Raw genomic sequence first — 24,656 nt, 5'->3', positions numbered from 1 at the left:
ACGAGAGGCATACATAACCATATTCAACTTCGGGCAAACTATGCAGCGACGACAAAAAGTGACTAGTGAAAGGTCTGGTGGCGATATGCGCTCGTTCCTCAGTTGCCTTGCGTCGGCGACAGTCATCTGCCTGCTGGTGGCAGGATGCGGTACCGTTGCACGCAACGAAACATCACCCTCTCCTCAGAATAATAATCGCGTTAAAGCTCAGCAGACAGAGCCTAGAGCCAAGCAAATCAGCGATCCCAAGCAAGTACAGGTGCATCTCGAAGAGCTAGCAAAGGGCATTCACGGCGTTAAAAATGCTCACTGCGTCATTGCCGGCAACCTCGCCGTCGTCGGCATAGACGTGGATAGTACGCTTGATCGCGCCCGGATTGGCACGATCAAGTATTCGGTCGCAGAGGCTTTCCGCAAGGACCCGTATGGCATCGATGCAGTTGTAACAGCTGACATGGATTTGTCTCAACGCCTGCGAGAGATTGGCGCAGACATCCGACGCGGTCGTCCGTTCGCTGGCTTCGCTGAAGAAATGTCCGATATCATTGGTCGCATCGTGCCTCAGATGCCACGTGATACGATCCCTCGCGAGCCCGAGCCTGGCAAGGATCAAGGCCCCAAAATGAAAAAGCATCTGTAGAAGCAGGGGTCTTACATTCATGAAAAGTACACAAAAAGCCTAGCGATCACCGCTAGGCTTTTTTCATTGCAGCAGAAACTCGTCCATCTCCGTTATCTGCCGCAGATTTATGTTCGATCAGATTGCTTTCAAGCACAGCATTGCCATACACGGCTGTCGCCATCGCTTCGGCAGACACCGCATCATCAATCGTATGAAGGAAAATGAAAGCCTCTTGCTGCATGTGCGCGAACAACGACTCGGACATTACCGCGATCGGTTCGGTCATCCGCATGACCTCCTTATCTTCTGTTACGACCTGTGCGTATGTCCAGTATACCATAGTCCACTTCGTTCCTACTACAGCTAATCGGACAATTGTGTACGAAGCGCCTGACGCGTGTCTGCCAAGCTTTGTTCGTTGACCCGAACATAAGGGCTAACCCATTTACCTTCAAGCGGCTTGAAGGCAACATCGCCGCGGCCCATGCCGAAGTAGGTAAACATAAATTGCCGCAGTTCCGATTCCGGAATATCCGTCCTCATATTGCCGCTTACCGCTTCGATCACCGACCCGATCTTCGTCGCTCCTCCGAGCGATTTCAGCCGATCGACGATCTCCCCGATGACTTCACCCTGTCGCTTATTGCGGTCAAAATCGCTCGACATGTTTTTGCCGTCGTTCGATTTGCGATAACGTACAAAATCGAGAGCATCGTCCCCATCCAGCGTATGACGGCCTTTGGTTAGATTGATATTCGTACCGTCCGCATTATCGACATAATGCATATCCATATCGACGTCAACCTCAACGCCGCCCAGCGCGTCGACCACATCAGAGAACCCTTGGAAGTTTATGATGCCGGCATAACTGATTTCAATTCCAAAATATCTGCCGAACATCGTCTTCATCTCATCAAGCGCATCAAGCCTAGCCTTGTCCTTATCCTTCGTTTCCTTCAACGCTTGCCGATAGAAAGCAGCATAATAGCTGTTCGCTTTATGGGCTGAATATCCGTTGAGCTCAATTTTGGTGTCGCGAGGCACGGTGACGATCGATGATTTCTTCGTATGCGGATTCATCGCCGCAATCATGATAACATCGGTATTCATCGTACCTGTCGCTTCCCGCGAATCAAGTCCAAGAAGCAGGACAGCCGTTGGCTTCACTTTTACGGATTGGTCTGGCGGAACCGTCACTTCCTGGCCGGGAAGAGCAATCTCGCCAATCGCCTTATCTGCCTTGAAGTACAAATCAACGACGAACCAGCCCACAAATAATACGACGGCTACAACTAGAAGAAGAATGATTCTTCCCCATCGGACACGCCGCCGTTTCTTCACGGGCTTGCCCGGTTTAACCGGTTTGTTCTGCTGTACGCTCCCGGCTCCACGCTTGCTGGATGACCGAGGCGGCAGCGGAGTATTCGAATCCATTGTCTGTCACCTTCAATCCATGTCGTTCAACCTTGATATCGAGGGTTGGCGACAATGTCATGCAGCAGCCCTTCAGCTGCTTCCCTATCGAAAAAGAAGAGCTTCATTCCGCTCTCCTTCTCGACTCGAACATGTATCATTGTCGCATCCTCTGCTGAGACGCTGACGCGGACGACACCGTGATCCTCTTGCAGCACTTGCAGGAAAAAGTCCCGCGTATCGAGGGCAGCCCGGTCGTCCGGGCGCGCCTCTGCTACACGATCAATCTGTAACCAGTTGAAGAGAGCATCCTCGAGCTTCATCTGATCCGCTCCTTGTCCCGAACGCTACGCCCTTAGGACTGTCCGGTTTCCGTATTGGTCTCCGTCTTGCCGTTCTTGCTGCGCAGCTTATCGTACAATTGCCGCCCACGAAGCATCAGCATCATGATAATAGCGACGGACATACATTGGATGATCGGCAGCTTATCGACTTGCAGAATAAACAGCACGAACGCGCCGATCATCATAATGATGTGCACGAGAACTTCCTTCAAAATCGGCAGCCGCTGCACGCGGAACACCGCATTAAAGATGTAAAGAATACACGCCAATATTAAGACGTACGTAATGACCGGATGGTTGCCGAACCAATCCTGCATCGCGCAAGACCTCCCTCAGCCCGAGCGTCTTAAACGCCGGCTTGCGCCGTTTTGCGTTGTTTCTCCGCACGCTCGCGCTCGCTCTTGTTCAATATTTTTTTCCGAAGGCGAATCGTCTTCGGCGTAATTTCGCAATACTCGTCGTCATTCAGGTACTCGAGCGCTGCCTCTAGCGAGAACAGGATCGGTGTTTTGAGCTTAACCGTATCATCTTTGCCAGCCGAACGTACGTTAGTCAACGCTTTTTCTTTGCAAATGTTGACGATGATATCATTGTCGCGGTTATGCTCGCCGACGATCATGCCCTCGTATACTTCCATGCCCGGTTCCATGAACAGGATACCGCGATCCTCAACACCCATCATGCCGTAGAACGTCGACGTGCCGTTTTCGCTCGATACGAGCACGCCTTGGTGACGTCCGCCAACCTGCGCGCCTGCCACTGGACCATAGCTGTCGAACGCATGGTTCATGATGCCATAGCCGCGCGTAAGCGTCAGGAAGTTCGTACGGTAGCCAATCAAGCCGCGTGCTGGAATGATGAATTCCAAGCGCACTTGTCCCGTACCATTGTTGACCATGTTCACCATGTCAGCCTTACGCGAGCCGAGGCTTTCCATTACAGCGCCCATATGCTCTTCTGGCACGTCGATGATCAGGCGCTCGTATGGCTCGGATCTTACGCCGTCGATGTCTTTGATGATAACTTCAGGCTTCGATACTTGCAGCTCGTAGCCTTCACGACGCATGTTCTCGATAAGAATGCCCAAGTGAAGCTCGCCGCGTCCCGAAACGATGAAAGCATCCGGGCTATCCGTTTCTTCTACGCGAAGCGCCACGTCCGTCTCCAGTTCTTTGAACAGGCGGTCGCGAAGCTTGCGGGATGTTACCCATTTGCCTTCACGGCCTGCGAAAGGACTGTTGTTAACGAGGAACGTCATTTGGAGCGTAGGCTCGTCGATTGTGAGGACTGGCAATGCTTCCGGATTTGCTGGATCAGCAAGCGTTTCGCCGATGTTGATGTCTTTGATGCCGGCAATTGCAACGATGTCGCCTGCGCCCGCTTCTTCAACCTCAACGCGCTTGAGGCCTTGGAAGCCGAACAGCTTCTCGATACGCGCTTGTTTCACAGCGCCCTCACGCGTCATGACCGCGATCGCTTGACCTTGTTTTACGATACCGCGGTTAACGCGGCCGATTGCGATACGGCCCAAGTACTCATTGAAATCGAGCAGGGTTACGAGGAATTGCAGCGGTTCCTCTACGCTCTCCGTTGGCGCAGGGATATGCTCAACAACCGTGTCATACAGAGCTTGCATATTTTCGTCTTGCTTGTCCGGGTCAAGGCTCGAAGTGCCCATGAGCGCGGATGCGTAAACGACTGGGAATTCGAGCTGCTCGTCGTTCGCGCCAAGCTCGATAAACAGGTCAAGCACTTCGTCGATAACTTCCGTCGGACGAGCGTTCGGACGGTCGATTTTGTTCACGACGACGATTGGCGTCAAATTCGACTCCAGCGCTTTGCGCAATACGAATTTCGTTTGCGGCATACAGCCTTCGAATGCGTCAACGACGAGCAATACGCCGTCAACCATTTTCATAATCCGTTCTACCTCGCCGCCGAAGTCAGCATGTCCAGGCGTGTCCACAATGTTAATGAGGTAGTCTTTGTAGTTAATGGCCGTGTTTTTCGCCAAAATCGTAATGCCGCGTTCGCGCTCGATATCGTTCGAGTCCATTGCGCGTTCTTGAACGGCTTCATGCTCGCGGAACGTGCCGGATTGCTGCAGCAGTTTGTCAACCAGCGTCGTTTTGCCGTGGTCAACGTGCGCGATAATTGCGATATTGCGAATACTTTGTCTTTCCTTCATTGTCATCATCCACTCCAATTTCTCTTCTATAGGATATACCGGTAAACAATCGATGGGCGCGCAATTACCACTGCGATCTGCGCCCGCGCCCAAACGTTAGCCAAGCGCCAGCGCCGATCAGCAATAACGCGATCAGGTAGATGCTCCAGCTCGTGATCAAAATAAATCCGAATGACACGGCTGTCACAACGCCTAAGCCTATCGCCAACTGAAGCGCCATACGAGGCTTGAACGGATCAAACGCATAGTATTCATACAGCCCGGCTGCAGGACCGAACACCAGTAACGGCCATAGCTGATGAATAAACGACCATCCGAACAGCGTGCAGAACAAAAAGAGCAACCCGTATACAGAAAGTATGCCCGCTGGCACTAAAGTTGCCGTAGGCAAAAGCCTTCCGAAGTACAGCACATGTAGCAATATGCCGCCAACGAGCAGCGCGACTGGCCATAACACGCTGCCAATAAAGCTGAAAAAGCCCATTTTGCCAAGCAGAATAACAAGCCCTGCTCCGAGCAGAGCAATTCCCGCATAATGTTGTCTAGACAAAAAGCCTCCCCCCGATCGTTCCGGTTACAATCGGTATCGTCGATGCCTTCCCCATTCGACGGAAGACGACACGATCCCGTAACTTCTCGCAACCTCTAGTGTAATGGAACTGAGCATAAAAAACCAGTGTAAACAATGTCTTAATACAAAAAGAAGAACGCCATCCTGTCCGCTGTTCGCGGATTGAACGACGTTCGCTCGGCAGATTCATTACCGCAGCGCCATTTTGGGACGGATTAGAAGGCCAATAATGACGACAAACGGCACGCAAAACAATGGAATTGCATCGTGCACCGCCTGTGACCCATGGAACAGCAAACGGTCAAGCCCAGGGTCGTTGACTAGCATCTCGCCCGCCGCATAGCCAAGCAATGCAGCTCCTAAATAGACGAGCGGAGGATATTTACGCAGCAGCGCTCCTATGAAATGGCTGCCCCAAATAATGATCGGAATGCTCACAATAATGCCTAATATAATAAGTACAGGCTCGCCGTCAGCCACTGCAGCAATAGCGAGAACATTATCCAAGCTCATCACAAAATCTGCCGCAATGATCGTCCGGATGGCAGCGAACAATGTCGTCTTCCGGCTTCCCAACGAGTGGCCTTCGTCCTCCGTACCGTTAAAGGCATCCTTAAACAGCTTGACTGCAATGATGCCAAGCAGCACTGCTCCTGCTGCCTGCAAATACGGAATTTGCAGCAGCGTAACCGCCGCTATCGTCAGTACGCAGCGCAGCAGCACAGCCGCCGCGCTTCCCCACCAGACCGCTCGTTTGCGCTGTGCCGGAGGGAGTTGATTGCTCGCCATTCCGATGACGACGGCATTATCTCCGCTTAGCAGCATATTGATCAACACGATTTGCATAAACACGATTAAGCTATCCAACTTGTACACGCTCCCCTCTTCAAAAGCTGTATGTCCAAATTGCCGCCAATATGAGAGGAATATATTTTGGAACGCTTGCTCGACAGGCTCGTAAAGGAGAACATATTCTGCCTGACAATTAGGAGGAACGTAACATGGAGTTGGAGTTCTTGTCTTGGGCTTTCGCCGTCGCACTCATGCAGATTGTCTTTATCGACCTTGTTCTCGCGGGGGACAACGCCATCGTCATCGGCATGTCGGCGCGCAACCTGCCCAAATCGCAGCAAAGGCAAGCCGTCTTATGGGGAACTGTCGGAGCGGTCGTCATTCGGGCAGTGGCCACGCTGCTCGTCGTTCATTTGCTTGAAATTCCGTGGCTGCTCTTAGTCGGAGGTTTCCTGCTGCTGTTCATCGCATATAAGCTGCTCGTGCAGGAGGATGGCCACGATAGCATTAAGCCCGGCGGCACCTTGTGGCAGGCGATTCGCACCATCGTCATCGCAGATGCGGCAATGGGGCTGGATAATGTTATTGCCGTAGCTGGCGCGGCCCATGGCAATGACCTGCTTGTTATCCTCGGTCTGCTCATCAGCATACCGATTGTCGTATGGGGCAGCACGCTCTTCATCAAACTCATTAACAAGTTTCCATGGATCGTTTATATCGGTTCAGGCGTTCTTGCTTATACCGCTGCCAAAATGATTACGCACGAGCCCGAAATCAAACCATATTTCGAGCGCAGCACCTTCTTCTCGCTGTCATTCATCGCCGTGATGATCGTCGTGGTTGTGCTGGCCGGGCTGCTGACAAACCTGCTCAAGCGCAATAAACAAGCTGCAATCAGCAGCAGGGACTCCGCTTAGGAGTCCCTGCTTTGTAGTCATTTATTTAGAACCAGCGGTCCTCGTCCGTTTGGGAGCCCGCTTCTTTTTGCTCGATTCCTCTGCCGTCTGGCAACGCCTTCGTTGTTTCTTGCTTCATCACCACAGTGACCGTGTCCTTCACCGCCTGTTGAATCATCGCATCGAGGTCCTCAATACCTGCTTCAACGCTCTCGACGATCGAGAGATTTGGATTCGTGCTTGGCGACTTCGGTACGAACAGCGTGCAGCAATCCTCGAATGGCAAAATACTCGTTTCATACGTGCCGATCCGTTCGGCAATGCGAATGATCTCGATTTTGTCCATCATGACTAGCGGCCTTAAAATCGGCAGCTCGGTTGCCCGTCCGATCACATTCATGCTGCCTAACGTCTGGCTTGCTACTTGTCCCAGGCTGTCTCCGGTAACAATCGCATGCGCGCTTTCGCGTGCCGCGATAATTTCCGTAATCCGCAGCATCGCCCTGCGCATTAACGTAATAATGAGCCGCTCTTGGTTCGATTGAGCGAAGCGTGTCTGGATTTCAGTAAAAGGCACAAGGTGAAGCTTGAACTTCCCCCCTGTGAAATGCAGCAGCCGTTTCGCAAGCGTCACAACCTTTTCCTTTGCCTGTTCGCTTGTAAACGGGTAGGAGTAAAAATGGACCGCCTCCAGCTCGAGTCCCTTGCGCATGCCGAGCCATCCCGCTACAGGGCTGTCAATGCCGCCTGAGAGCAAGAGCAAGCCTTTGCCATTCGCCCCATAAGGAAACCCGCCTGCTCCCGCTTCTGTATCGCAGTACACATAGGCGGCATCCTTCTGAATATCCACGCGCAGCTCCACTTCAGGATTCCGAATGTTCACCTTCAGCTCCGGCGTCTCGCGCAGCACATGCGACGCCACCAAATGATTCATTTCCATGGAATCGTGAGGGAATTGCTTCCATCCCCGTTTCACCGTAACCTTGAACGTATCAGGCTGTTTGCCATGCGCACGGAATACGTCCAGCGCTGTCGCTTGAATCGCTTCTAAATTGGCATCTGCCCTTTTAACAGGGCTGAATGATACGAGACCGAATACGTCACGCAGCGCCTTCGCAACCTCTTCATAGGGATGAGCATTCAGCTCCACATATAAGCGTCCGTAGGTTTGATTCACTACGATTTTGTCAAAAGCGCGGAGCGCTTTGCGCACGTGATCGGCGAGCACCTTCTCGAATCTCGCCCGATTTTTCCCTTTTACCGTAATCTCGCCGCCAAGCCGCAGCAGCACCATATCATAAATCATATTCGACACTTATATTCTCCTCTCCAGCAGCTTAAGTCCGCTTACGGTCTTGCGAATGGCATCAGCCAACGCGTCTATATCTTCGATGGTATGCTCATGGCCAAAGCTCACTCGGATGCCGCTCGTTGCTCGGCTTCGATCGTTCGACATCGCCATCAGCACGCGGCTCGGCTTGTCATCCTTCGAGGAGCATGCCGACTTCGTTGAGACGATAAAGCCTTCCTTCTCCAACGCGTGCACAATCACTTCCGGCTTCATGCCAGGATAGCTGAAGTGGACGATGTGCGGCGCGCCCTGCGAGCGCTCTGAAGAGCTATTCAGCACTAATTCCGGCATTTGCGCGATACGATGCGTTAATCGTTCACGCAAGACGATATGCTGCCCGTATACGGCTTCGGTTTCCTCCATCGCCATACGAAACGCCTTTGCGGAAGCAATGATCGAAGGCGTATTAGACGTGCCTGCCCGCCAACCATGCTCCTGTTCTCCACCCGTCAGTAACGGCTCAAGACTGACACCTGCACGTACATATAGAACGCCGACGCCTTTGGGACCGCGCACCTTATGGGCGGATCCCGTAAGAAGGTCAATGCCCCAGCCCTTAATCGCGATTGGCAGCTTGCCGATGCTCTGGACAGCATCAACGTGAAACAGCGTCTTCGGACGGCTGGCCAGCAGCTCGCCGATCGCAGCTATCGGTTGGATCGCTCCCACTTCGTTATTCACATGCATAATGCTGACGAGAGTCGTCTCATCCGTTAAAGCTGCTGCAACGGCCTCTATAGAAACGACGCCTTGCGCATCCACTGGCAAATAAGTAACGCGGAAGCCTTCCTTCTCCAGCTGCTGAAACGTCTCATAGACCGACGCATGCTCAACAGCGCTCGTAATCAGATGCTTGCCGCGGTTGGCGTATTTTCGAGCTGCCCCTTTAATCGCCAGATTGTTGCTTTCCGTCCCACCGGACGTGAATAGCCACTCCTCCGGTTTCGTGCCGAACTGCTTGGCAATCAATGCGCGTGCACGTTCGATAAGCTGCCCCGCATCCGCCCCCGCTTGATGAATGGATGACGGGTTCGCATAATGAATTCTCATCACTTCTGCGAGCGTAACAATAACATCTTCATGAGGAGGAGTCGAGGCACAATGATCAAAATAACGCATCCAGCTGCGCCCCCTTCTTATCTATAGCGTATACCAATTTTACCGTTACAAACAAGAAAAGCTCCTTACGGAGCCTTCTCGACAACGAATGGAACATGTCACGATGCGTGCCATGTTTGGTTTACTTGCTTTGCTAACGTGCCGCAAGCACTTTTGAAACATATCGCTGCGTCTCGACAGGCAACTTCGACAAATTCGCTATCAGCTCAGCGTCTGTCGAGATTCCTAGACGATCGATGCGTCCAGGGCCAGCGTTGTATGCAGCCAACGCAACTTGTTCATTGCCATTATATTTGTTGATGAGATAAGACAGGTAACGCGTACCGCCGTCGACATTTTGAATCGGATCGAACGGATTCGTTACGCCCATGCTCTTCGCCGTGCTGTCCATCAGCTGCATAAGCCCCTTCGCTCCGACAGAGGATACCGCATCCGTACGGAACGATGATTCCGTGTTAATGACCGCTCGAACCAGATTAGGGTCTACCCCGTACTTGGTAGCTGCCGCTTGAATGATACTGTTTAATTCAGCTGGCGCGGTATTGCTGTATGGTGTGCTGGCAGCATCATAACCAATTCCGCTTAATGGAGGGGCAATCGCATCACCGATTGACGGTAATCCGTTTAACGAATCGCTCAAGCTGCTAATATCAGTCGCTTGGCCGCCTGTCGACATGAATTGCGCTAAGATCGAATCAAACAAAGATGGGCTGCCAGTCGAGTCAGTTGAACTGAGCGGCGAGGTGGAAGCGTTATTGTCTAAGCTATTCATCCATTGCAATTGCAGCATGGTTTTGAGTAAGCGAGGATCTATGCTCATATTCACACTCCCGAAGATCGGTTTAATAACGATAACTACTATGTATAACGGCATGCAATGCGCTTTATATAATACAGGATTCGATATTATTTTACATGGTTTACGCCTAATTCGCCAGCCCCAAACGTGTTCGAAACAAACCAAAACCGCCGTGCCCATAAGCGGACCGGCGGTTTTGGTTTGTTTGTATTCATCGAATGGCAGCGTAATACAACGGGATAAGCACCAAATAGGCGGCGGCTGCAATTAAGCCTAACGTCATAGCCCAAACGCCGAGCGCACGGCTGCCGGTGTAATAGGCATATACCCCGAGCGCCGCTGCAGTCGGCCCCAGAAAGACCGGCCACAGAAACCATGAAGCAATGGCGAATACGAGGCCAATCCAGCCTACCGTCGACGAGAAGGACAGCGAGCTGTTCTCGGAATCCCGATAATGATACGACTCATGCCGCTTCATGCTCGGTACATAACCCGAGGTTGTTGGCAGCGTACCAGCTTCCGCGGACATCTCCGCGTCGTCGCGACGTTTGCGACGCCATGCCGTTCGTCTTGGTAACGGCGTTACACGGTGCTGCTCATGATCGTGTGACGATTCATCAGGTTGAGACGACCAGTTTTCCCAATCGTTCCCCATATCCGATCACCCCTTACGAAATGTCTGGCAGCAGGTGACGGACGATTTGCTCGCTTCGTCTTGATGGTCATGGAATGATTCGTCAGCAAATTCGGCATAAAAGGATGAGGCATGCTTGTCCAGATCGATCGAGATACTTTCCGCATTACAATTGTTGCCCTTCGCCCAGAAGGCACAGTTAGCAACGCTGCATTTTACGCCATTCGGCATAAACAATCACCTCCGCCATTAGGTTGTCCATGACGGAGGTGAGTACATTCGAGGTTATTTTTGCCCTTGCATCCGGCGCTGGGTCATGTAGTCATTCTCATAGTAAGAAAGGTCATCACGCAATTCCTCGTAAACCTTGGAAACAGCCAATACGATTTCGCGCGCTGGGCGAATCGGCTTGAAGCGGAAACGGATCGCGTCTTGGCCTGTGTATGCATAACGACCATCTTCCGAATAGCACTCATTCTTCGGATAGAAGAATGCTGCCACTGCTTGATGGTAAGCGTCATACAGGCTGCGCTCCGCTGCTTCCGTATCGAAATTCGGACGGCGAAGCACGATGCCGATTTTCTCGTATACCGTCTCCGAGAATACGAGCAAATGGCGAAGGTCTGCAAGCAGGCCTCTATAGAAGAGCGCCGCTTCTTCGTTCTGTTCGCCGTTAAGCAATTGCGGCACTGCATGTTCATTCAAAAACGATTCCAATTGAACGATTGCTTCTTTAAGTTTAGAGTGGGTGGATTCGCTTAACGATTTAATGTTAGTTGATGGCATAGTAAGTTGATCCCCTTTCTTGATACAAAACAAAAAAATCTTAATCTTTCTTATCGTACCATAAACAAACCTGTAGTGGTACTGCTCCGACTTCATTTCATCTCGTATAATTTATGGCTCTGTGCCTTAATCTAACCGTATGAGGGCGTGTACCGCCCAAGAGGGATGGAGGACTTTGAATGCGAGGAAAACAATGGATCGGATGGCTGGCAATTGCCGTTGCCGCAATACTGGTTATTCCGTTTACGCCCTGGTTCGCACCGGACAAATCCGGGCATACCGAAACCCCGTCCAAGCAACGGGCAGCAGCTGTAAAAACCGAACAGACGCTTAAGCTCCATACGCTCCAGCGCGACATGGATGCTACCTCCATGCTGTGTACGACGGAATGCACGAAAGATTTCACCAAGCTTGCTTCGGGCCAGTCCGAAGGGGCTACAAAAAACGAGAAAATCAGCCATATGATGGGCATGCATCCCCATATGCTCTATGTCAGTTGGTTTAATGCCAAACGCTCGGTCGCACGAGGCAGCGTCCCCCCGGACCTGCATGAAAAGGCGGACAAGCTGCTTAAGCAAGCCAAAGAGGCGGCTGGCAAAGGCGAGCGCTTTATATCCAAACCCTTTCTATATGGCGGACATCGCTATTTCATCCTTGGGGTTCCCGAGCCTCGCCATGCGAATAGCGGCGTAATCGGCCTTGTTAAGCAGGATGTCGTCGGTCAAGTCGAGCGCCATCAGCGGCGCAACCTGCGGCTGGTTCCCTACCCTGCTGAGGGCCATTACAAAATTGAATCGGTCAAAGCAAATTCAACTAAAGAAACAACGGTACGTACAGGCGAGGATAACGGCGGCGCGAGCCACTATCATGTGAATGATGTCGTCGTCCGATTCCGGCAAGATCCAACCCCGCATCAATTAGCGTCGATCCGGCGCGACATTCAAGCGGACACGATTCAGAAGCTGGGCTACACCTATGTATTCCGTTCGAGCAAAATGGAAGCAAAAACGATGATGGCTTATTTCCGGGAACGTTGGAACCCCGTGTATGTGGAGCCCCACTATTTGTATATGACCAATACTAAGAAGGATAGCGTCTCGCCTTCGCACAACCATTCCGCGGCGGGGCAGCCTTCCGCGAAGTCTGATGGGCATCATGCCGTCATTCCGAACGATGCATTATATGAAGAGTATCAGTGGAATTTGCCTTCAATCGATGCAGAACAGGGCTGGAGCGTTGGCAAAGGAAGCAATGCAGTCGTCGTAGCCGTGCTGGACACGGGCGTGCAGGCAAACCATCCGGATTTGCAAGGTCGTTTAATCAAGGGAATCAACATCGTGAATGATGGCAGCATACCGGACGACGACGTTGGTCATGGCACGCACGTCTCCGGCATCATAGCAGCTTCGGTTAACAATGGAGAAGGCGTAGCTGGCCTTACATGGTATAACAAAATAATGCCGGTTAAGGTACTCGACAGCAGCGGCGCAGGCTCGACCTATTCGGTAGCTCAGGGTGTCATCTGGGCGACTGATCATGGCGCTAAAGTCATTAATATGAGCCTAGGCAACTATGCCCAAGCTGACTTCCTGCACGATGCGGTAAAATACGCCTTCGATCACGATGTCGTCATCGTTGCCGCGAGCGGGAATGACAATTCGGAGCGTCCAGGCTATCCGGCTGCTTATCCGGAAGTGCTTGCTGTAGGCGCAACGGATCAGCACGGCAAACGCGCCTCGTTCTCCAACTACGGCGACTATATCGATGTTGCGGCGCCGGGCGATGGCATTGCCAGCACCTATCCAGGCAACCAGTATGCAGCATTGTCCGGCACCTCGATGGCTAGCCCGCATGTCGCGGCGCTTGCAGCGCTCATTCGTTCCGTTAATCCGGAGCTGAAAAATAAAGAAGTGATGGATATTATGCGTCAAACCGCAAAGGATCTCGGAGCCAAAGGGAAAGACAAATATTTTGGCTATGGGCAGATCGATATCGTTAAAGCGCTTGACGCAGCCAAGCAGTCGTCGGTATCGCTGCAGCGTTATCCGCAAAACGTAGCTCGGCGGTTAGCAAAGCTCCACTAGCGTTCGATAAGAAGGTTCCGCAACAAAAAAGAGCTGGTCATGCCGTCAGCGTAACTGACGGTAGACCAGCTCTTATTGTTTGTTCATAAGATCGTGCGGAAAGTTTGCCATAAGCCGGGTTCTGTGCTGTCGGTGGTGCGAACGGGAACGACCCTCCCACCTACAAAGCGACAATCATCTATCTAGGCCGTCCATTGCTGTACGGCTCAAGCAACCAACCCGAATGCGCCCCAGGCAAGGGCTGCGCGCAAGGCGCTGCATTCTCTCGGTCTTGCTCCAGATGGGGTTTACCAGGAACATAGTCACCCATGTTCCTCGTGGTCTCTTACACCACGGTTCCACCCTTACCTGATCCGGCTCGAAAGCCGGCCATCGGCGGTCCATTTCTGTGGCACTATCCTTCAGCTCGCGCTGACTGGACGTTATCCAGCATCCTGCCTTGCGGAGCCCGGACTTTCCTCTCGCGGCATAGCCGCCAGCGATTGTCTGTCAAACTTTCCGGTGCTTAGTAAGTATACTCGGATTTGTGCGAAAGCTCAACCACTTATGTAATGGCATTCGTTTCAACATCCGCATACTTTTCCACTAATTTACATCAGATCAATTGGAAAGGCTCCGTCGACAACACCGAATACACGACCGCCGTCGTCGATTTGCGTTCTGCCAGCTTTGCTGTCAGCCACTCCGCCACGCGCGTCTTCATGATTTTCTCGACGTTATGCCCAGGGTCGATAATCATCATGCCCGCTGCAAGCGCATCATGGGCGGTATGATAATCAATATCGCCTGTTACCAGCACGTCTGCGCCAGCAAAGGACGAATGCCGGACATATTTTGCACCCGAGCCGCCCAGTACAGCGAGCTTACGTACCGGAGCCTTCAGCTCGCCTACTACCCGAACGAACGGCACCTCGAATGCAGCCTTGACACGCTCAGCTAACTCGCCTAACGTAACCGGCTGCTCTAGCTTGCCTACACGGCCCAGCCCAACAGAACGGCCTTTAAGGTCGATTGGATATAAATCATAGGCAACCTCTTCATAAGGATGCGCCTTAAGCATTGCTTGAATAGCACCGCGATGAATGCTATGCGGAACGATCATCTCAATTCTTACTTCCTTTACACGCTCCAGCTTGCCCTGCTCGCCGATGAATGGATTCGTACCTTCACCCGGTCGGAACGTGCCTGTTCCTTCAATAACGAAGCTGCAATGATCGTAATGGCCAATCGTGCCTGCGCCAGCGTTCCATAGCGCTTGCTGGACCTTCTCGCTATGCGATTCCGGCACGAACACAACGAGCTTGAACAGCTTGTCCATATGGACATCCTCGAGGCTTGCGCGTCCTTCTTGTGCAATGCCTAGCAGATCCGCCATCCAATCGTTAATGCCGCCATCGGTAACGTCGAGATTCGTATGCGCAATGTACACAGCAATGTCATGCTTGATCAGCTTCTCATACAGCTTGCCAGCTGGCGTGGAAGTATCGATCTTAGCAAGCGGCCGGAAAATAATCGCGTGATGGGCAACGATCAAGTTAGCGCCTTCCCGGATTGCTTCCTCTACAACTTCATCCGTTACATCCAGCGCAACCAGCACTTTAGGGATCGGCTTATTCAGCGTCCCGAGCTGCAGCCCGATCCGGTCCCCTTCAACCGCATAATGCTTAGGAGCAAGCTGTTCCATAAGCTGAGCTATCGTTTGTCCGTTCGCAAACACGCGAGCACCTCCTCCATCCGTTTCATATCCTTGCGGAATTCCATTGCTTTGATCCTTGCATCCGAATTGTCGGATTGTTCCATTTGAGCACAGATCCGATCAAGCTTCCGCCATTCACTCTCCCATTTCCGAACGAGCACCTCAGAAGGCTGTTGAATCAGCCATGGCCCGAATCGGTATAGCAGGCCTACTGCTACATCCGCCTCAACCTCTATTGGCAGCAAAGCCGGGTCATAGATCGCAGCGATTTGCTCCTCAGCTCGTCCCGCTTCTGCTCGCACAGCACGAAGCACCTCGTATATTTTCCCGTCTTCCTCCAATATACGCTCTTCAACCAACAGCCAATGATTGTCCGAAAGCCAATAACGCACCGTATCTTCGCCGACATTGGGCTGAAGCACAAGCTCCTTAACACCTTCCAGCTTCCCTTGTGCGCGTCCTTCCTCCAAAATGGTGGCAATCAGCTGGCCGCCCATTCCCGCTATCGTTACGGTGTCCGCATCTCCGGGAGACAGCACGGCCATGCCGTTCCCTCTTCGTACGTCGATACGATCCGATAATTGAGCTTCCTTCACCTGTTTAGAGGCAGCCTCGAACGGTCCCAGATTCAATTCGCCTGCAATAGCAGAAGGGCATTTCTCCGATAACACCAAAAAAACAGGAAGCAGCGCATGATCTGATCCAATATCTGCCACTCGCGCTCCAGTCGTCACGAGCGAAGCGATCATCTCAAGACGCTCTGATAATTTAACATTCACACTCATCAGGCTACCCACGCAATCCATTGTTTTCTTAAAGCAAACAGCAGGCTCCCTCCGATCGCGATTTTTGCGAACAGAAGCAGCTGTGACCATGACACATCTATATCTACAAACAAAGTCCCATACAATTCCGGCATAAACCAAATCAAGCCGCCGATTACAAACAGCACCATCGCAACCTGCTTCGACCACCGCTGGACAAACCAACTCAGCCAAGCAAACACGAATGTCATCGGCACCCAGTACAATTGGACTTCATACCAAGACGGCTCCATGTCCCGACGTGAAAGCGCCCACGCATACAGCAAAACGATAGCCGCCCAGCCTGCAAGATGAAGCAGCGATATGCGCGACCAAATGCCGTAAACGATCCATAGAACCGCAAAGCCAACCAGCAATCCTGCTTTAGCTCCCCAGTTGTCCCATTCATTCAGCCTCAGTATATAGGTGCCAACACCTAACAAAGCAAGCATATCAAACCCGATAAATGCGAGCCCTGCGGCTTCATTTCGCTTGCGAATTCGCTGCCCGTAAACGAGTAATAATGCGAATGAAACGACGCTTATGCCTATTTGCAATAGCGGATGAAAAGCGTTAAAATGAAGTACAACGAAGCAAATCAAGGAAAAAATGACAATTGCAAGGAGCCATTTCTTGCCAGAAGCTCGCATCGCAGCAGTCGCTGCACGACCGGATAATCGATCTGGCTGCTTCTGCTCAGGCTCTTCTAAATATAAATTCAGCAGAAAATCGCAATAACGGTCCGGAAGAAGTTTACTCTTCTGCCAATGCTCAATTTCATGTACGATGATTTTTCTTCGTTGCTGGTCCATAATCCGCTCCCCTTCAGATTTGGAAAAAAAGACCTTGCTGCTACAAGCAGAAGGTCCCTTATATCTATTCTAAGAAATCTTTTAAACGCTTGCTGCGGCTTGGATGTCTCAGCTTGCGCAACGCCTTAGCCTCGATTTGGCGAATCCGTTCGCGCGTAACGCCGAACACTTTGCCGACTTCCTCAAGCGTGCGAGTCCGTCCATCGTCAAGGCCGAACCGGAGACGAAGCACGTTTTCTTCCCGTTCCGTGAGCGTGTCCAGCACATCCTCAAGCTGTTCCTTCAATAACTCGTAAGCAGCCGCATCCGCAGGCGCAAGCGCCTCTTGGTCCTCGATGAAATCCCCCAAATGCGAATCATCCTCTTCACCAATTGGTGTTTCAAGGGAAACAGGCTCTTGAGCGATTTTCATAATTTCACGGACTTTATCGGTGCTAAGCTCCATCTCTGCCGCAATTTCCTCTGGCGCTGGTTCACGCCCAAGCTCCTGCAACAGCTGACGAGAAACGCGTATCAGCTTGTTAATCGTTTCCACCATATGAACCGGAATCCGAATCGTACGTGCTTGGTCTGCAATCGCCCGCGTAATCGCCTGACGAATCCACCACGTTGCATACGTACTGAATTTGTAACCTTTCGTATGGTCGAACTTTTCAACCGCTTTGATCAGACCCATGTTGCCTTCCTGGATTAGATCCAAGAACAGCATGCCACGTCCGACATAACGCTTCGCAATACTAACGACGAGACGCAAGTTCGCTTCAGCAAGACGGCGCTTCGCTTCCTCGTCACCCTTCTCGATCCGCTTCGCAAGCTCCACCTCATCATCAGCCGACAACAGGGGTACCCGTCCGATTTCTTTCAAGTACATGCGAACGGGATCATTAATTTTAATGCCCGGCGGCAATGCCAAGTCGTCATCGAAGTTAAACTCGTCGTTCTCCTGGTCCCGATCTCGATCATGATCATCACGGCTTATTGGTGACTCGTCATTCTCGTTGACCACTTCAATTCCAAGATCATCGAGCTGTTCGAAAAATTCATCAATCTGTTCCGGATCTTGATCGAATGGAGCCAGTTTCTCCATAATTTCTTTGTAGGTTAAGGAGGATCTTTTCTTGCCATGTTCGATCAGTTGATCTTTTATGAGCTCCAGCTTTTGCTCCGTATCTAGTTCAGTATGTTGATCATTCGCCATATTCCGACTCCCTCCTCCCTAGAAACGATCGTCCTGCCGTCCTTTCAGCTGTCTCTCTAGGGCTATAATCTCACTTGCAATTTGCACAGCTTGCGCAATGTCTCCGGATCGCTCCGCTCGCACCAACTGCTCCTTCTTCTGTTCAAGCTCGCGCATGCGCGGCAGCTTCCGTATTTCCCGAATAAAATCATCCAGCAATTGCTCATTAAATGGGAAATCGCCGTCCATTAACAGAATCGAAGCGGCTGTACTTTCCAACCGATCGTCTTGGAGCGTGGAGATGAACCGTTGGACATCAGGATCATGACCCTGCGCATAAAATGCATATAAATAAGCAGCAAGCGCTGCGTGATCCTCCACATTAAAAGCATCACCCAATCGATCATGTACAACTCGGGCTGTTTCCACATCCCGCATCATGACGGACAGCAACTTCCGCTCTGCCTGCTGATATGCAGGAAGCAGCGTAGGAGGCCCAGAGGACGAGGAACGCTTTTCATTCCTACCATTATTCCACGAAAACCCGTTATTATCCCTTGGGGCTTGCAAATTTTGCATCGTTTCGCGTACAGCATGCACATCTTGCTTCAACGAATCGAGCGAAACCTCGAATTCGCGATGAAGCTCTTTCATGTACACTTCACGCTCCATGGCAGAAGGCACTTCCGCTATGATTCGCGCCGCTTCCAGCAAATATTTGCGCAAACCCTCATCTTCTTCTAGCATATGGTTTTTTCGCGAATATATAAGCTTAAATTTCACGGCGGACACAGGGTGATCCATGACATCGCGCAAAAAGGCATCAGGACCGTATGCGTCGATCGTCTCATCCGGATCCATCCCGCCTGGAAGCATTGCTACGCTTACCGTCATGCCCGCTTTCTCAAACATTGGAATAGCTTTCATCGCAGCTGCTCGGCCAGCGTTGTCTCCGTCGTAACAGATAATGACCTCCTCAGCCGATCGACTAAGGATGACCGCATGCTCATCCGTTAACGCCGTCCCCATCGTAGCGATGCCGTTATGGACACCTGCACTCCATGACTTAATGACATCCATATAACCTTCGAACAACACAACCTTGCGCCGCTTTCGTATATCCGGTCGCGCATTATTGAAGTTGTACAACGTTCGGCTCTTCGTAAACAGCGGTGATTCAGGCGAATTCAAATATTTAGGCTGTCCATCGCCTAAAGCACGTCCAGCAAACGCAATAACTTTGCCGTCACGATTCCAAATCGGAAACATGACTCTCCCTCTAAACCTGTCGACATATCCGCTTCCGTCCTGCTTGGCAGACAGCAACCCGCCCTTCTCCATCAACGGCAAAGCAAATTGCCTGGATTCGAGAAAACGGGCTAATGTATCCCAGGATTCTGGCGCATATCCAATCGAAAACTGGTCGATCAGTCGATCCGACATGCCGCGATCACGCAAATAGCTTAAAGCTGACCGGCCTTGCTCCGTATTCATTAGCAAATAATGATACAGCTTGGCCGCGAGCTCATGGGCCTCAATCTGCTTGTCGCGATTCGGATCTGCTGGCGGACCTGCATCGGCAGGATCTGACCAAGTGACTGGAATACCAGCTTCTTCTGCCAGTAGGCGTACCGCTTCGGGGAAGGAATACCCTTCGATTTCTGCGATAAACCGGATGACATTGCCGCTTTTGCCGCAGCCATAACAATGAAAAATTTGCAGCTCAGGCGTTACGGTAAAAGACGGCGTTCGTTCAGAATGAAACGGGCAAAGCCCTTTCATATATTTGCCGTTTTTGGTGAGATGAACGTATTTACCTACCGTTTCCACGATGTCATGCGCATTGCGTACCGCATCGATGGCGGAGTCCGGAATTCTTCCGTATGCCACATTACTCACCCTTATCTTAATACACCTAATAACTATTCGCTAAAATTGACTAAACTCCTGCCGTTCCATTAAAAGTTTTGTCAGTTTTTGCTGAAATCGACGACGATCGTCTTCCGTAAGCGCTCTCGGCCCCTTCGTTTTCCCGCCTGCTCTGCGCCTTCTGGCCGATTCATGGCGCCGCTCCAACAAATGGCCAATCTCGTCCTCGACGATCTGCTCGCCTCGCGGGGAAAGTACGATTGCGCCTTTGGCCAACGCAAGCGACCCAAGGCCCAAATCCTGTGTCACAACAATATCACCGGATTTGGTTCGGTTAACGATATGCAGGTCCACCGAATCGGCGCCCCGATCCACTTGCAGCACTTGCACCCCTTCAGCCGCCTCAAGTCGATGGTCATAAGAGGATACCATTAACACAGGCACATGGAACTGTGCTGCGGTTGTCGTAATTTCTCGTTTCACAGGACATGCATCGCCATCAACCAAAATTGTAAATCCTGTTACCGGCATATTCAAAATCGTGCCCCCATCGCTACCATCACCATTTCCCTTTTTCCAGAAAATGATATTCGATAAGTATATACGGCAAGCAAATGCAAATTCCTGCCTTCGTTACGATTGCAGACGAATTTGCTCCATGATGAGGCTTGCTGTCTCCTCGACTGCTCGGAACGAAACATCAATAACCGCACACCCAAGCTGCTTCATAATTTGCTCTGCATAAGCCAGCTCTTGTTCGATGCGCATTGTCGATGCGTAGGCTGCACTGTCCGGCAAGCCCAGTGCCTTTAGCCTTTCCTTCCGAATGATATTCAAGTAGGGCACGCCGATGGTCAGACCGACTATTTTTTCTTTCCTAACATGGAACAGCTCGGAAGGCGGCTTGATTTCGGGGACCAATGGCACATTGGCTACTTTATATTTCTTATGCGCAAGGTACATGGATAATGGCGTCTTCGATGTTCGGGAAACGCCGACAAGCACAATGTCCGCTTTGAGAACGCCTGTCGTATCGCGGGCATCGTCGTACTTAACGGCAAACTCCACCGCATCAACTTTACGAAAATAATCCGCATCCAGCACGTGATTAAGTCCAGGCTCCTGACGAGAGGATTGGCCCGTCTGACGCTCGAAGCTGGACACTAGCGATCCGAGCAGATCGATACACTCCACTTCATAGGTTTGACTAAGCTTCTTCAGCTCATCTCGCAGCGCTGGAATAACCAAAGTAAATAAAATGATGCCGCCCGTCTGCTTGGCGCGGAGCACCACCCGTTCCAAAGCGGAAACATCCTGTATGAATGGCGCTCTCCTAATGTCGGCATGGATCGGATGGAACTGAGCGGCTGCCGCACGAACGACGAATTCACCTGTTTCACCTGCCGAATCAGACACGACGTATACGACTAAGCTGCGTTCGTCACTTGCCATGTTCCATCCCTCCTGCACTCTGTTTAAAGCAACGCTAGACTACCAGACCAGCTTAGCAAAATCCGCAAGCTTCACGATATCGCTGGAAAGCCCTGCAAGGGTCGCCAATCGATTGCGGCGCACATCTTCTTGCTGAGCCATGACCATGACGGAATCGAAATAAGCCGTGATCGGCTCCTTCAATGCGGCCAGCAGTTCGAGCGCCCCTGCAATGTCTCCGTTCCGGAAACGCTCCGCATACGCGGGATGAGCCGTTTTCCATGCTTCGTACAAAGCTTGCTCCGCCGGTTCTGCGAACAACGCCGGATCCACAACCTCCGATTCGGCTTTAGCAGCAAGATTGTTGACGCGGTTAAAGGCCTCAACAACCGTCTTAAACTCATTCTTCTCTTCGCCTGCAGCGCGTCCGATCAATACTGATGCCCGCTCGACCGTCAGCTTCAGATCATCAAAGCCTGCCGCCATGACCGCGTCAACGACATCATAACGAACCCCTTGCTCCGTTAATACGTTTTTAACGCGGAGACCGAAGAACTCATACAGCTCCTTACGCACTTCCGCTGCCGGACGTTTCAAGCCGCGCTGTTCGTGCACAGCGAGCGCGATATCGAACAAATCACCAAGCGCGAGCGGAAGCCCTTGCGCAAGAATCGTTTGAACGATGCCTGCCGCCTGACGACGAAGCGCGTATGGATCCTGCGAGCCGGTAGGGATAATGCCGATCGAGAAGCAGCCGACAATCGTATCGATTTTGTCCGAAAGGCTGATCACAGCGCCAGCCAGTGAAGCAGGAGCGCGATCTCCGGCAAACCTCGGCTGGTAATGCTCGTTGATCGCAACGGCTACCGCTTCGCGTTCCCCAGCTTTTCTCGCATAATCTTCCCCCATAATGCCTTGAAGCTCAGGGAATTCATAGACCATTTGGGTTACCAAATCGAACTTGCTAATGTCAGCAGCGCGGCTGATATCAGCTACGGCCGACGCGTCTGCCTGCACATGCGCAGCCATCTGGTCAGCGATAGCGCGAATACGGCGGACCTTATCCGCCACTGTTCCGAGTTCCTCGTGGTACACGATCGTTTCCAGCTTCTGCAATGCATCAGAGATCGCGAGCTTCTGGTCTTCAGCGTAGAAGAACTTAGCGTCGGATAGACGGGCGCGAAGCACCTTCTCATTGCCTTTTGCTACAACATCCAGCGAAGTACGGTCGCCGTTGCGCACCGTTACGAAGAATGGAAGCAGTTTGCCTGCTTTATCCAGCACCGGGAAGTACCGCTGATGCTCGCGCATCGACGTAATGAGCACTTCCTGCGGAATTTGAAGGAACGAAGGATCGAATGTGCCGAACAAAACGCTAGGCGTCTCTACGAGGAACAATACCTCTTCGAGCAGATCTTCCTTAACAGCGATCTCCCAGCCTTGTTCTTGGGCCAGTGCTTCGATCTGGCGAACGATCTCTGCTTCGCGCTCTGCAATATCAGCAATAACATGCTGTGCACGAAGCGCTTCTACATAGCTGCTTGGCGTTTCAATCGTTGTCTCGGCGCCTAGGAAGCGATGTCCGCGCGTCACATTGCCGCTTTGTACGCCTGCAAGCTCTAGCGGTACAATCTGGGATCCGAACATCGCAACGAGCCATTTGATCGGACGAACGAACTTCAAGTCATAGCTGCCCCAACGCATGCTTTTCGGGAAGGTCATCGACGTTACGATAGCCGTCAGCCCTTCAGTCAGCACGGATGCGGTCTCAACGCCTACGCTGCTTTTGTTGCCATATACATATTCAACGCCAGCAAGCTCTTTAAAGAAGAGCTGCTCCGGCTCAACGCCTTGGCTCTTGGCGAAGCCCAATGCAGCTTTGCTCCATTGTCCTTCGGCATCCTGCGCGATTTTGCGCGAAGGGCCTTTTACTTCCTCGTTTACATCGGACTGCTTCTCGGCAACCTCGCGCACGAGGACAGCCAATCGGCGAGGCGTAGCGTACGCTTCAACTTCGCCATGCGAAATACGGGATTCATCCAGCCATTTGGCCAGCTTGTCACGCAATTGATTAACGGCAGCGCGCACAAACCGCGCCGGCACCTCTTCAAGGCCAATCTCGAACAATAGATCCTTAGCCATTAGCGCTCATCCCCTTTCTTCAACAGCGGGAATCCAAGCCGTTCGCGTTCTTCCAAGTACGTCGCCGCACAAGCGCGGGCAAGGTTCCGGACACGGATAATGTATCCCGTTCGTTCCGTTACGCTGATTGCCCCGCGTGCATCCAGAAGGTTAAAGGCGTGCGAGCATTTGAGCGCATAATCATACGCTGGGAACACGAGGTTGCCCTCCAGTGCGCGCTTCGACTCTTCCTCGTACATGCCGAACAGCTTGAACAGCATCGCGCTGTCTGACGTTTCGAACGTATATTTGGAATGCTCAAACTCCGGCTGCAGGAATACGTCGCCGTATTTCACGTCGCCAACCCACTCCAGGTCGAATACATTTTCTTTATCTTGAATATATGAAGCAAGGCGCTCCATGCCGTACGTAATTTCGACCGCGACCGGATTCATATCGATGCCGCCAACTTGTTGGAAGTAAGTAAACTGCGTGACCTCCATGCCGTCCAGCCATACTTCCCAGCCAAGGCCCCATGCGCCAAGGCCTGGATGCTCCCAGTTGTCTTCGACGAAACGGATATCATGATGCGCAGGATCGATGCCCAGACGCTTCAAGCTTTCCAAATATAGCTCCTGGATATTGTCTGGCGAAGGCTTCATAATAACTTGGAACTGGTGATGCTGATACAGTCGGTTCGGATTCTCGCCATAACGGCCATCCGCCGGACGGCGGGAAGGCTCTACATAAGCTACATTCCACGGCTCTGGACCGATAACGCGAAGGAATGTCATTGGATTCAGCGTCCCCGCGCCTTTTTCAACATCGTAAGGCTGTACGAGAATGCAGTTTTGCTCTGCCCAAAATTGCTGCAGCGTCAAGATCATGTTTTGAAAGTTCATTTTCATGAAATTCTCTCCTTCTTCCGTAATTGCAAGCAAGAGGTGCCGGTATGTAAAGATCACAAAAAGCTCCCGCCCCCACGCCTGATAAATCAGACGTAGGGACGAGAGCATGCTCCCGCGGTTCCACCCTACTTGGCCGTTCGCCACCGCCAGCTCGTCGGCTGCCGTGCGTTCACGCCCTCTTTTGCTGAATCGTGTGCACTCCAGAGCGCCTTTCATCGATTGATCCGCTCGGGCTCGCAC

Annotated in this window: 25 protein-coding genes and 1 other RNA gene; 3 read left to right on the top strand and 23 right to left on the bottom strand. The window is 51.9% G+C overall.

Translation table 11 applies throughout. The annotated features are described in order from the left end of the window. Positions 1-85 precede the first annotated feature (85 nt). Positions 86-640, top strand: a complete 555-nt coding sequence (locus PAECUDRAFT_RS01530) for a YhcN/YlaJ family sporulation lipoprotein (protein WP_006036327.1) — start codon at positions 86-88, stop codon at positions 638-640. A gap of 52 nt (positions 641-692) precedes the next feature. Here PAECUDRAFT_RS01530 and PAECUDRAFT_RS01525 read toward each other — a convergent pair whose 3' ends face one another. From PAECUDRAFT_RS01525 to PAECUDRAFT_RS01495, 7 genes are all read right to left on the bottom strand, one after another. After that, entirely contained in the window at positions 693-908 is a 216-nt protein-coding gene (locus PAECUDRAFT_RS01525; RefSeq protein ID WP_040710807.1) for a hypothetical protein, read from the bottom strand. 77 nt (positions 909-985) lie between these two features. After that, entirely contained in the window at positions 986-2,056 is a 1,071-nt protein-coding gene (locus tag PAECUDRAFT_RS01520; RefSeq protein WP_006036325.1) for an LCP family protein, read from the bottom strand. A gap of 26 nt (positions 2,057-2,082) precedes the next feature. Continuing rightward, on the bottom strand, positions 2,083-2,358 hold the full coding sequence (locus PAECUDRAFT_RS01515; RefSeq protein WP_006036324.1) for a hypothetical protein: 276 nt from the start codon (positions 2,356-2,358) through the stop codon (positions 2,083-2,085). Between the two features lie 32 nt (positions 2,359-2,390). Further along, positions 2,391-2,696, bottom strand: coding sequence for a YlaH-like family protein (locus PAECUDRAFT_RS01510; protein WP_006036323.1), 306 nt, complete (start codon positions 2,694-2,696; stop codon positions 2,391-2,393). 29 nt (positions 2,697-2,725) lie between these two features. After that, positions 2,726-4,567 carry a translational GTPase TypA gene (gene typA, locus PAECUDRAFT_RS01505; protein ID WP_040711295.1) on the bottom strand — a complete coding sequence of 614 codons (1,842 nt, stop codon included), beginning with the start codon at positions 4,565-4,567 and terminating at the stop codon, positions 2,726-2,728. 64 nt (positions 4,568-4,631) lie between these two features. Continuing rightward, on the bottom strand, positions 4,632-5,117 hold the full coding sequence (locus tag PAECUDRAFT_RS01500) for a hypothetical protein (protein WP_006036321.1): 486 nt from the start codon (positions 5,115-5,117) through the stop codon (positions 4,632-4,634). Between the two features lie 210 nt (positions 5,118-5,327). Further along, positions 5,328-6,005, bottom strand: a complete 678-nt coding sequence (locus PAECUDRAFT_RS01495; protein ID WP_040711293.1) for a TerC family protein — start codon at positions 6,003-6,005, stop codon at positions 5,328-5,330. A gap of 134 nt (positions 6,006-6,139) precedes the next feature. Between PAECUDRAFT_RS01495 and PAECUDRAFT_RS01490 the strand changes: the two genes are divergently transcribed. Next, positions 6,140-6,847: a TerC family protein gene (locus PAECUDRAFT_RS01490; RefSeq protein WP_006036319.1), complete on the top strand. Its 708-nt coding sequence runs from the start codon at positions 6,140-6,142 to the stop codon at positions 6,845-6,847. Positions 6,848-6,872: 25 nt separating this feature from the next. Here PAECUDRAFT_RS01490 and thiI read toward each other — a convergent pair whose 3' ends face one another. The 6 genes from thiI to PAECUDRAFT_RS01460 form a co-directional block, all read right to left on the bottom strand. Next, entirely contained in the window at positions 6,873-8,132 is a 1,260-nt protein-coding gene (thiI, locus tag PAECUDRAFT_RS01485; protein ID WP_040711289.1) for a tRNA uracil 4-sulfurtransferase ThiI, read from the bottom strand. 9 nt (positions 8,133-8,141) lie between these two features. Beyond that, the gene (locus PAECUDRAFT_RS01480) at positions 8,142-9,296 is read right to left on the bottom strand and encodes a cysteine desulfurase family protein (RefSeq protein WP_006036317.1); all 1,155 of its coding nucleotides are present in this window, start codon (positions 9,294-9,296) and stop codon (positions 8,142-8,144) included. Between the two features lie 133 nt (positions 9,297-9,429). Next, entirely contained in the window at positions 9,430-10,116 is a 687-nt protein-coding gene (locus PAECUDRAFT_RS01475; protein ID WP_006036316.1) for a lytic transglycosylase domain-containing protein, read from the bottom strand. A gap of 190 nt (positions 10,117-10,306) precedes the next feature. Further along, complete coding sequence (locus PAECUDRAFT_RS24395; RefSeq protein WP_006036315.1) at positions 10,307-10,750, bottom strand: hypothetical protein; 444 nt, start codon at positions 10,748-10,750, stop codon at positions 10,307-10,309. A gap of 6 nt (positions 10,751-10,756) precedes the next feature. After that, positions 10,757-10,960 (bottom strand): DUF1540 domain-containing protein, encoded by a 204-nt coding sequence (locus PAECUDRAFT_RS01465; RefSeq protein ID WP_006036314.1) that lies wholly within the window; start codon positions 10,958-10,960, stop codon positions 10,757-10,759. Positions 10,961-11,014: 54 nt separating this feature from the next. Further along, on the bottom strand, positions 11,015-11,515 hold the full coding sequence (locus tag PAECUDRAFT_RS01460; RefSeq protein ID WP_040710804.1) for a DUF3907 family protein: 501 nt from the start codon (positions 11,513-11,515) through the stop codon (positions 11,015-11,017). 179 nt (positions 11,516-11,694) lie between these two features. On the opposite strand from PAECUDRAFT_RS01460, the gene PAECUDRAFT_RS01455 reads away from it, so the two are divergent. Next, positions 11,695-13,599, top strand: coding sequence for a S8 family peptidase (locus tag PAECUDRAFT_RS01455; RefSeq protein ID WP_006036312.1), 1,905 nt, complete (start codon positions 11,695-11,697; stop codon positions 13,597-13,599). 95 nt (positions 13,600-13,694) lie between these two features. Here PAECUDRAFT_RS01455 and rnpB read toward each other — a convergent pair. The 10 genes from rnpB to glyQ form a co-directional block, all read right to left on the bottom strand. Next, positions 13,695-14,097: RNase P RNA component class A (gene rnpB / locus PAECUDRAFT_RS24405), an RNA gene on the bottom strand. Between the two features lie 97 nt (positions 14,098-14,194). Then, entirely contained in the window at positions 14,195-15,316 is a 1,122-nt protein-coding gene (locus PAECUDRAFT_RS01450; RefSeq protein ID WP_006036311.1) for a Nif3-like dinuclear metal center hexameric protein, read from the bottom strand. Continuing rightward, positions 15,292-16,080, bottom strand: coding sequence for a tRNA (adenine(22)-N(1))-methyltransferase (locus PAECUDRAFT_RS01445; protein WP_006036310.1), 789 nt, complete (start codon positions 16,078-16,080; stop codon positions 15,292-15,294). Before PAECUDRAFT_RS01445 ends, PAECUDRAFT_RS01450 begins: the two co-directional genes overlap by 25 nt. Then, a complete protein-coding gene (locus PAECUDRAFT_RS01440) occupies positions 16,080-16,910 on the bottom strand; it encodes a hypothetical protein (protein ID WP_006036309.1) in 831 nt (276 codons plus the stop codon). The genes PAECUDRAFT_RS01445 and PAECUDRAFT_RS01440 overlap by 1 nt, the downstream gene beginning before the upstream one ends. 64 nt (positions 16,911-16,974) lie before the next feature. Further along, positions 16,975-18,108, bottom strand: coding sequence for an RNA polymerase sigma factor RpoD (gene rpoD, locus PAECUDRAFT_RS01435; protein ID WP_006036308.1), 1,134 nt, complete (start codon positions 18,106-18,108; stop codon positions 16,975-16,977). A gap of 18 nt (positions 18,109-18,126) precedes the next feature. Then, a complete protein-coding gene (dnaG, locus tag PAECUDRAFT_RS01430; protein ID WP_006036307.1) occupies positions 18,127-19,977 on the bottom strand; it encodes a DNA primase in 1,851 nt (616 codons plus the stop codon). A 39-nt stretch (positions 19,978-20,016) separates the two neighbouring features. Then, complete coding sequence (locus PAECUDRAFT_RS01425) at positions 20,017-20,487, bottom strand: YaiI/YqxD family protein (protein ID WP_040710782.1); 471 nt, start codon at positions 20,485-20,487, stop codon at positions 20,017-20,019. Positions 20,488-20,589: 102 nt separating this feature from the next. Then, complete coding sequence (locus PAECUDRAFT_RS01420) at positions 20,590-21,408, bottom strand: pyruvate, water dikinase regulatory protein (protein ID WP_006036305.1); 819 nt, start codon at positions 21,406-21,408, stop codon at positions 20,590-20,592. Positions 21,409-21,447: 39 nt separating this feature from the next. Beyond that, complete coding sequence (gene glyS, locus PAECUDRAFT_RS01415) at positions 21,448-23,529, bottom strand: glycine--tRNA ligase subunit beta (RefSeq protein WP_006036304.1); 2,082 nt, start codon at positions 23,527-23,529, stop codon at positions 21,448-21,450. Further along, a complete protein-coding gene (gene glyQ / locus PAECUDRAFT_RS01410) occupies positions 23,529-24,410 on the bottom strand; it encodes a glycine--tRNA ligase subunit alpha (RefSeq protein ID WP_083814060.1) in 882 nt (293 codons plus the stop codon). Before glyQ ends, glyS begins: the two co-directional genes overlap by 1 nt. Positions 24,411-24,656 lie beyond the last annotated feature (246 nt).

This window comes from Paenibacillus curdlanolyticus YK9 (assembly GCF_000179615.1).
GTDB lineage: Bacteria > Bacillota > Bacilli > Paenibacillales > Paenibacillaceae > Paenibacillus_T > Paenibacillus_T curdlanolyticus.
The sequence above is the reverse complement of the archived record's forward strand: the minus strand, read 5'-3'. Positions and strand labels throughout refer to the sequence as shown.